Consider the following 7634-nt stretch of genomic DNA (forward strand, 5'->3'; position numbering starts at 1 on the left):
CAGAATTCTTCATGCAGATCCGGGTTCAGCCGTTTACAGTCCACAAGCGAGTGCCGCTGACCATCAGCCGGGGAACCACCGCCGAAAGCACAAACCTGTGGCTGATTTTGGAACATGATGGCGTTGAAGGCTGGGGCGAAGCGTCGCCCTTTGCGGCTGGGCGATCGCCCCAAACCACCGACGCGATCGCCGCTGCGCTAGAAGCTGCTGCACCGCACCTAGCAGACTATACGCCCTACGACCAGCAGGCGATCGCCGCTCGTCTGAGGAAACTGCAACTGCCTTCGGCTGCCCGGACTGCACTGGATCTGGCGCTGCACGACTGGCTGGGCAAAAAAGCAGGACTGCCCCTGTGGAAACTGTGGGGGCTGGAGCGCGATCGCATCGTGCCGACCTCCGTCACCATCGGCATCAACACACCAGAAGCCGCCCAGCAGCGGCTCCGGGGCTGGCTGGAGCTGACCCAGGTTTACGCCGTGAAAATCAAGCTGGGCAGTCCGGCAGGGCTGGAGGCCGATCGCGCCATGTTCTCAGCGGTGCTGCAAGACGTGCCAGCGGGCGCAAAGGTGAGTGTGGATGCCAACGGCGGCTGGGATTTGCCAGGGGCGATCGCCATGAGCCACTGGCTGGCAGAGCGCAGCGTTACGTATCTGGAGCAACCGCTTGCGCCCGGTCAGGAAGCCGATTTGCCCAGGCTTTACCGCGAGTCGCCGCTGCCGCTGTTTGCCGACGAAAGCTGTTTTGACCGCGCCGATATTCCCAAACTGGGCGATCGCATCCACGGCATCAACATCAAGCTGATGAAGTCCGGCGGACTGAGCGAGGCGCTAGCAATGGTTCACACGGCCCAGGCTTACGGATTGCAACTGATGTTTGGCTGCTATTCTGACAGCACGCTGGCCAACACCGCCGCCGCCCACCTCACGCCCTTTGCCACCCACGTCGATCTGGATAGCCATCTGAACTTGCTAGACGATCCGTTTCGCGGTGCGGAAATGCAGGAGGGACGGCTGATTCCGGGCGATCGCCCTGGACTGGGCGTGGTTTGCAGCCAGAACTAACAGTTGCAATTTCTGTTATCTTGAGCCTGTCTCTGTTTCTCTAAAGAGGAAGTCTCTAAAAAGGAAGGTAGTAAATCCGTCCTTCCAAGTCCTCTTGCAAACTGCATTCCACAATCAGCAGAATATCGTCAATCACTGGACCAATCGGTGCAAAGACGCTGATTTCAAGCACTCCTGGCATGGGCTGTCCATCTCTTACTCGCTCGTAGGCGTAGCGCGTGATAGTTGAAACATCGTGGGTCAGCAAGATGCGCTCTTGCTGAGCGGCCCATGCCAAAACGGTTGGATCATCTTTGCCAGATAAATCGCAGTCCTGTACACGTACGATGTCAACTTTAGGTTTTTTGCGAATCAGTCCTCTGACAATCGTGTTGTCAAAGTTTTCATCTGCAAGCAACTTCAACATGGAAATTGCTCTGCTCTACGGGCAAGGAGTCTATCTCGCAAGCCTTGAGGATCAAACCGGGATTGATTTGTCTGTCGGATCAGTTGAGCCTGCTGCTGTCGCTGTTGCAAGTAGCGCTCGACTGCCTCTGTATTGTTGAGGTAGAAGGCAATCGTGGCATACACATCTGCCAACTTGAGAGATGGATACCGATAAACAATTTCTTCAGCCGTACTTCCCTGCTGAAAAACTGCCACAACGGTATCCAGGGTTACACGAGTGCCGCCGACTCTGACAACTCCGTTTGCATCCAGTGTTAATGGGATTGGGCTAGTGGCAATCTTCAGCGTCATTCACAGTTCTCCCAAACTTTGATAAAAGCTTGCAGATAAAAGCTTGCACTTAGGGCTGCACTTCGATGATGCCGCCACCCAAAACGCGATCGCCCTTCGCAGAGTCTTGCCCGTCGCCGTCGTACCACACGGCGGCTTGCCCGGGGGTAATGCCAAACTGCGGCTCGTCGAAGGTAATCTTCAGGCGAGTCGCGTCGTCGTTGAGTGGAACCAGCGTCGCAAGGACGGGCGTGGCGCGATAGCGGGGCTGCACCAGAGCGCGGATCGGGCCGCTGGGCGCGGCAATGGACACCCAGTTGACCCGCTGCACGGTGCATTCTGCCTGATGAACACTAGCGCGATCGCCCACAATCACCTGATTGCGCCCCACGTCGATGCCCACGACATACAGCGGTTCCGCCGCCGCCACGCCAATGCCCCGGCGCTGACCAATGGTGTAATGGTGGATGCCGTCGTGTTGCCCCAGCACGCGCCCCGACTGATCGACAATATCGCCCTGCTTGGGAGCTAGATATTTATCCAAAAAATCACGCATGGAGCCGTGCGCCTCGATCAGACACAAGTCCTGGCTTTCGGGCTTTTCGGCAGTATGCAGCCCAAACTCGGACGCCACCCGGCGCGTTTCTGCTTTGGTCTGGTCGCCGAGGGGAAAATGGACGTGGGCCAGCACGTCTTGCGGCAGGTCGTAGAGAAAATAGGACTGATCTTTGCTCAGGTCTACGGCGCGGCGCAGCTCGTAGCGCCCGGTTTCGGGGTTGTGGCTGATGCGGGCATAGTGCCCCGTGGCGATCGCATCGATGCCCAGTTCCTCTTTTGCATAGCGCAGCATCGGGCCAAACTTCACCGCCCGGTTGCACTGCGAACAGGGCAGCGGCGTAATGCCCGCGCCATAGCCCTCCACCAGATAGTCCACAATATTTTCCTGGAACAGATCGCGGCTATCGATGATGTGATGCGGAATGCCCAACTCTTCGCACAGCCGCGCCGCGTCCACCATGCCCTCCGAGCAGCACTGCCCCTTGCCCTTCATCAGCCACAGCGTCACGCCCACCACGTCATAGCCCTGGTGGTGCAAAATGGCAGCAGCGGTGGAACTGTCTACGCCGCCGGAGAGGCCGACAACAATTTTGGTCATTTTGATTTGCGGGTGAGGGGAAGTACAAGTTCTGGGCTTGACAGCTTGCTCAATCGCTTTTCTAAGCGTCTAAGAGCTTTTAGGCTGAGAGCTTTTAAATTCTAGTCCAAAACGCTGGGTGGCAGGTTTGGGGTGAGGCGCGTGCTGGAGGCGCATGGTGAAGGCACATCTTGGGGACGTATGGTGGGAGCGTATGGTGGGGGCGTGTAGTGGGAGCGTATGGTGGGGGCGTGTAGTGGGAGCATATGGTGGGGGCGATCGCCCCGTCCTTTAAACCGCAAGCGATAATGGAAAGCGTGCCAACTTTCTGCCCTCTGCCGCCCTGATGCCATCCATCCACTCCGACTCTTCCACGCTGCCCGCCGATCTGTCATCGGCGGAAGCTGCCGAATCCACCGTTGCACCTGCGGACGACTCGCTCCAGGCACCGCTGCTGGGCCAGTCGCTCGACCAGTTGACCGCGTGGGTGCAACAGCAGGGACAGCCCGCCTATCGCGGCAAGCAGCTTTATCAATGGCTCTATCAACAGGGTGCGCGATCGCTCTCGGACGTGACCGTGTTTCCCAAGGTGTGGCGAGCAGCGCTGGCAGATTATCCCATCGGGCGATCGCAGATCCACTATCGCGCCACTGCCCCCGACGGCACGGTGAAATTTTTGCTGCGCCTGGCCGACGGCCACATCATCGAAACCGTCGGAATGCCCACCTATGCCTACACTTCCTCAGACCTGACCCGCCTGACGGTCTGCGTCTCTTCCCAGGTCGGCTGCCCGATGGCGTGCGACTTTTGCGCCACAGGCAAGGGCGGCTTTTTGCGAAACCTGGCGGCACACGAAATCATCGACCAGGTGCTAACGGTGCAAGAAGACTTTGGGCAGCGGGTGAGCAATATCGTGTTTATGGGCATGGGTGAGCCGCTGCTGAATACGGACAATGTGCTGGCAGCCGTGCGATCGCTCAATACGGACGTGGGCATTGGTCAGCGCACGATGACGATTTCCACCGTGGGCATTCCTGGCCACATCCGCCGCCTGGCCCAGCACAAGCTCCAGGTGACGCTGGCCGTCAGCCTGCACGCCTCCAACCAGCCCACCCGCGAAGCCCTCATCCCCAGCGCCAAGCACTATCCTCTGGAAGCATTGCTCGACGAGTGCCGCGAATACGTCCAGCACACTGGGCGGCGCGTCACGTTTGAATACATCCTGCTGGCGGGACTCAACGACGAACCCGAACACGCCGAAGAACTGGCGCACCATCTGCGCGGCTTCCAGAGCCACGTCAACCTGATTCCCTACAACCCCATCAGCGAAGTCGATTATCAGCGCCCCGACGAGCGGCGGATTAAAGCATTCGTGCGATCGCTCCAGGATCATCACATCGCCGTCAGCGTCCGCTATTCGCGCGGGCTAGAGGCGGATGCGGCCTGTGGGCAGTTGCGGGCGAGGAGGGGGTAGGGGAGGAGGGAAGAAAGAAGAGGGAAGAACGAAAAACGAAGAGAGAAGAAGTTTCGTTTTTCGTTCTTCGTTCTTCGTTTTTTCGTTTTTCCCTCAACCTCCCCACACCTTAGCCAGCACCGTCTTCGGATCAATATCGGCCATCTTGCCCGTGGGCGACTTGATGCCTGCAAAGCGATCGCTCTTGGGCAGCAGCTTTTCTGGATCGGTGGGGCCAAACAGAGCCAGGGTGAAGACCTTCAGCGCTACGGCCAGGTGCATGGGGGCGCTGTCGGTGCAGAGCATCAGGTTTGCTCCGGCAATCATGGCGGCGAGTTTGCCGATGTCGGGCGGCGAGGTGACTTTGATACCGGGGGCAACCTGCGTCAGCGTCGCCACAAACGCCTCATCTTCGGGACCCTGCACCACCACGATCGGCAGGTCGGGCTGCTTGGTCTGAAAGTCTTGAATAATCATCTGCCAGCTTTCGACGGGATAAATCTTGTCGATGCCCTTGGTTTTGGCAAGCTGGCTAGAGCCGCCGTGGATCAGCACATAGCCGCTGCTGCCCAGCCCTAGCCGCGCCCGCTCGGCCTCGGCCCAGTCCAGATCTTTTTTGGGAATGCTGATGGACGGGTCGGGACAGGGCGTGTCGATGCCTAGCCCCTTCAGCAGGTCGTGATACATCGCAGCCGCATACTGGTCGGTGTTAAGCGGCACTGCATCGGTGAGAAACAGACCGCTCGAACCGCTCTGATAGCCGATGCGCTTGGGCGTACCCGTCAGCCACAGCAGCAGCCCCACGCCCCAGCGCTGCCCCAGCGAAATCGCCACGTCGTAGTAGCGATCGCGCAATACGCCCAGCAGGTTTGCCCAATCCGCCGGGCTATTGTTGTCTTTGAAGTCAAACGACAGCACATCGCTGACCGACTTGCTGACCCGGTAGGCGCTTGTGGCCCTGGGTTCCACCACCACATCAATCTCCGCATTAGGATAGGCTTGCTTTAGATCATCCAGGGTGGGGAAGAACAGGATTTGGTCACCAATCCCTCCCGGAACAAGGGCCACAACTCTCATACCACTTGGTTACTCATACATCTCCCCCAAAAGCTTACAGCAAGACGGCAAGGGGCGATCGTATCCAGAGCAGCGGAGTCGTATGGAGTTTGCATGAACCTGAGCCAGCGCCCTGTCTACTAGAATAAAGCGGGATTCAGCAGACCTTTCACCCCTAGGTTTCTGCGCTGGCTGCGTGATCTCCCCCCCCTTAACCCCGATGCAATCGTATGATCGACCTCTACTATTGGCCCACCCCAAACGGACACAAGATCACGATTTTTCTGGAAGAAGCGGCGCTGGACTATCGCATTGTGCCTATAAACATTGGCGCGGGCGACCAGTTCAAGCCCGACTTTCTCAAAATTGCACCGAATAACCGGATACCTGCCATCATCGACCAAGCTCCGGCCGATGGCGGCGAGCCAATTTCCATCTTTGAGTCGGGCGCGATTCTGCTGTATCTGGCAGAAAAGACGGGGCTGTTTCTGCCGAACACTGTGCGCGGGCGCAAGACCGTCACCGAGTGGCTATTTTGGCAGATGGGCGGGCTGGGGCCCATGGCCGGGCAAAACCATCACTTTTCGCAATACGCGCCAGAAAAAATCCCCTATGCGATCGCCCGCTATGTGAACGAAACCAATCGGCTCTACGGCGTACTCGATCGGCAGTTGCAGGGGCGCGACTACATCGCAGGCGAATACTCCATCGCAGACATGGCCTGCTATCCCTGGATCGTGCCCTACGAGCGGCAGCAGCAAAACCTGGAGGACTTCCCCAATCTGAAACGCTGGTTTGAAACGATGCGCGATCGCCCCGCCGTCATCCGCGCCTACGAGCAGGGGCAGCCCTTCAGCAACACGCCCACCCTCAACGACGACAGCCGCAAGATCCTCTTTGGGCAAACCGCCGCCTCGATCTCACAACCCGGAGAATAAGCAACTCCACTTGCGCCCAGGTCTCCATCCCTCCTCGTCTCTCCAGCCAACTGGAGAGTTTATGATGGGGGTACGAGTTTGGCGGAATCGAGTATGCTCACGCACGAAAAAACAATGCGAATTGGTGAAGTTGCCAGAGCAAGTGGTCTGCCCATCAAGACGATTCGCTACTATGACGAGTTGGGCTTGCTGAAAATCTCTGGCAGAACAGAAGGCGGTTATCGGCTATTTGCCCCAGACGTGTTGGCTCGGCTGCGCTTCATCAAACGCGCCCAAAGCCTGGGGTTGAGCCTGATGGAAATAAAGGAATTCCTAGCAGTCTACGATCAGGGAAACTTACCTTGTGATCATATTCGCGAAAAGCTGGAAGATAAGTTACTTGAAATCGAGCAGCAGATTCAACAGCTTCAAATTCTCAAGCAAGAACTGGGCGGGTTGCTGTCCGGCTGGCAGGTAGCGCCAACCGCTTCAGCGGAAACAATCTGTCCGATTATCCAGCAGAGTTAGGATTCTGGTGATTAACGGATTAAGGTTTATTCGGCTTGCGCCACCCAACCTTCTCCCGTAATCGCCCATTGCGCTGGTCGCGCCATTGTCCACCGATGTTCAAATCTCGAGTTGAGTCGCCCTCTTTTGAGCGCCTTGGTGGCGGGTTACGACTCGAACTTACTGCTCGAGTTCAAATCTCGGGTTGAGTCGCCCTCTTTTGATCGGGCAATTGACGGGGGCGATCGCATCCAGTACAATCGTCCATCAAGCTGTGAATGACCCCAAGTCAGCGCGGCTTACCTTTCCCCCGAAATTTTGGTCGTTTAGTCATCCACGGCATTGGCAGGTGCTCGCAACACCCACCAACGCCTGACCCCTCGACAGTCACCGCCTGTCTCAGGGCTGCGTCCATTGTAGGCCGCCCTGTCCCAGTGCTTCACCTCCGGGGGCGGCCAACATTTCGGGGTTTCCTACCCCACTCGTTTCCTGGAGGAAACCCCAAATGCTGACAATTCAATACACCTGGTCGTCCCCACGCTCGGAGGCGACCCAGTTTTCGCTGCCGCCGCTCACCTGCGAACTGCCCCACCGTCGCCGCCTGCGCCACTACATCATCGGCCTGCCCGAAGACGCGCAACTGGCGATCGACCGGCTGCACCTGCTCCGCTACGCCGAACGCTTTGAGTGGACCCGCGCCCTGGAATTCCCGCCCAACGGCATCGTCCTCAACGCCGAGCAACCCGGCGAAGTGCTGCGCTGCCTGCACCGCGAAATGCGGAGCAACC

9 protein-coding genes are annotated in these 7634 nt (G+C 58.2%); 5 read left to right on the top strand and 4 right to left on the bottom strand.

The genetic code is table 11. The annotated features are described in order from the left end of the window. The first annotated feature begins 11 nt into the window (after positions 1–11). On the top strand, positions 12–1061 hold the full coding sequence (locus tag IGS16_RS18215; RefSeq protein WP_297087866.1) for a dipeptide epimerase: 1050 nt from the start codon (positions 12–14) through the stop codon (positions 1059–1061). 55 nt (positions 1062–1116) lie between these two features. Here the strand turns inward: IGS16_RS18215 and IGS16_RS18220 are convergent, their stop codons facing one another. Genes IGS16_RS18220 through mnmA form a run of 3 tightly spaced genes read right to left on the bottom strand, consistent with a single transcriptional unit; the run spans position 1117 to position 2934 of the window. Continuing rightward, positions 1117–1467, bottom strand: a complete 351-nt coding sequence (locus IGS16_RS18220) for a DUF5615 family PIN-like protein (RefSeq protein ID WP_297087868.1) — start codon at positions 1465–1467, stop codon at positions 1117–1119. Next, a complete protein-coding gene (locus tag IGS16_RS18225; RefSeq protein ID WP_068507711.1) occupies positions 1461–1799 on the bottom strand; it encodes a DUF433 domain-containing protein in 339 nt (112 codons plus the stop codon). The genes IGS16_RS18220 and IGS16_RS18225 overlap by 7 nt, the downstream gene beginning before the upstream one ends. A gap of 49 nt (positions 1800–1848) precedes the next feature. Continuing rightward, complete coding sequence (mnmA, locus tag IGS16_RS18230; protein WP_297087870.1) at positions 1849–2934, bottom strand: tRNA 2-thiouridine(34) synthase MnmA; 1086 nt, start codon at positions 2932–2934, stop codon at positions 1849–1851. 334 nt (positions 2935–3268) lie between these two features. On the opposite strand from mnmA, the gene rlmN reads away from it, so the two are divergent. Then, positions 3269–4387, top strand: a complete 1119-nt coding sequence (rlmN, locus tag IGS16_RS18235; protein WP_297087881.1) for a 23S rRNA (adenine(2503)-C(2))-methyltransferase RlmN — start codon at positions 3269–3271, stop codon at positions 4385–4387. Between the two features lie 93 nt (positions 4388–4480). Here rlmN and IGS16_RS18240 read toward each other — a convergent pair whose 3' ends face one another. Further along, the gene (locus IGS16_RS18240) at positions 4481–5443 is read right to left on the bottom strand and encodes a glycosyltransferase family 9 protein (protein ID WP_297087872.1); all 963 of its coding nucleotides are present in this window, start codon (positions 5441–5443) and stop codon (positions 4481–4483) included. Between the two features lie 209 nt (positions 5444–5652). Here IGS16_RS18240 and IGS16_RS18245 point away from each other — a divergent pair, with 209 nt between their 5' ends. The 3 genes from IGS16_RS18245 to IGS16_RS18255 all read left to right on the top strand — a co-directional run. Continuing rightward, positions 5653–6360, top strand: a complete 708-nt coding sequence (locus IGS16_RS18245) for a glutathione binding-like protein (protein ID WP_297087874.1) — start codon at positions 5653–5655, stop codon at positions 6358–6360. Positions 6361–6453: 93 nt separating this feature from the next. Beyond that, positions 6454–6867 (top strand): heavy metal-responsive transcriptional regulator, encoded by a 414-nt coding sequence (locus IGS16_RS18250; protein ID WP_297087876.1) that lies wholly within the window; start codon positions 6454–6456, stop codon positions 6865–6867. Positions 6868–7351: 484 nt separating this feature from the next. Further along, on the top strand, positions 7352–7634 hold a 283-nt coding region (locus IGS16_RS18255; protein ID WP_297087877.1), incomplete at its 3' end, for a hypothetical protein.

The organism is Thermoleptolyngbya sp. C42_A2020_037 (genome assembly GCF_015272455.1).
GTDB lineage: Bacteria > Cyanobacteriota > Cyanobacteriia > Elainellales > Elainellaceae > Thermoleptolyngbya.

What these genes read in the sequence shown, in the direction of transcription:
- IGS16_RS18250 (WP_297087876.1), top strand. Translation starts at nt 6,454, where the DNA reads ATGCTCACGCACGAAAAAACAATGCGAATTGGTGAAGTTGCCAGAGCA.
- IGS16_RS18220 (WP_297087868.1), bottom strand. Translation starts at nt 1,467, where the DNA reads ATGTTGAAGTTGCTTGCAGATGAAAACTTTGACAACACGATTGTCAGA.
- IGS16_RS18240 (WP_297087872.1), bottom strand. Translation starts at nt 5,443, where the DNA reads ATGAGAGTTGTGGCCCTTGTTCCGGGAGGGATTGGTGACCAAATCCTG.
- IGS16_RS18215 (WP_297087866.1), top strand. Translation starts at nt 12, where the DNA reads ATGCAGATCCGGGTTCAGCCGTTTACAGTCCACAAGCGAGTGCCGCTG.
- mnmA (WP_297087870.1), bottom strand. Translation starts at nt 2,934, where the DNA reads ATGACCAAAATTGTTGTCGGCCTCTCCGGCGGCGTAGACAGTTCCACC.
- IGS16_RS18225 (WP_068507711.1), bottom strand. Translation starts at nt 1,799, where the DNA reads ATGACGCTGAAGATTGCCACTAGCCCAATCCCATTAACACTGGATGCA.
- IGS16_RS18245 (WP_297087874.1), top strand. Translation starts at nt 5,653, where the DNA reads ATGATCGACCTCTACTATTGGCCCACCCCAAACGGACACAAGATCACG.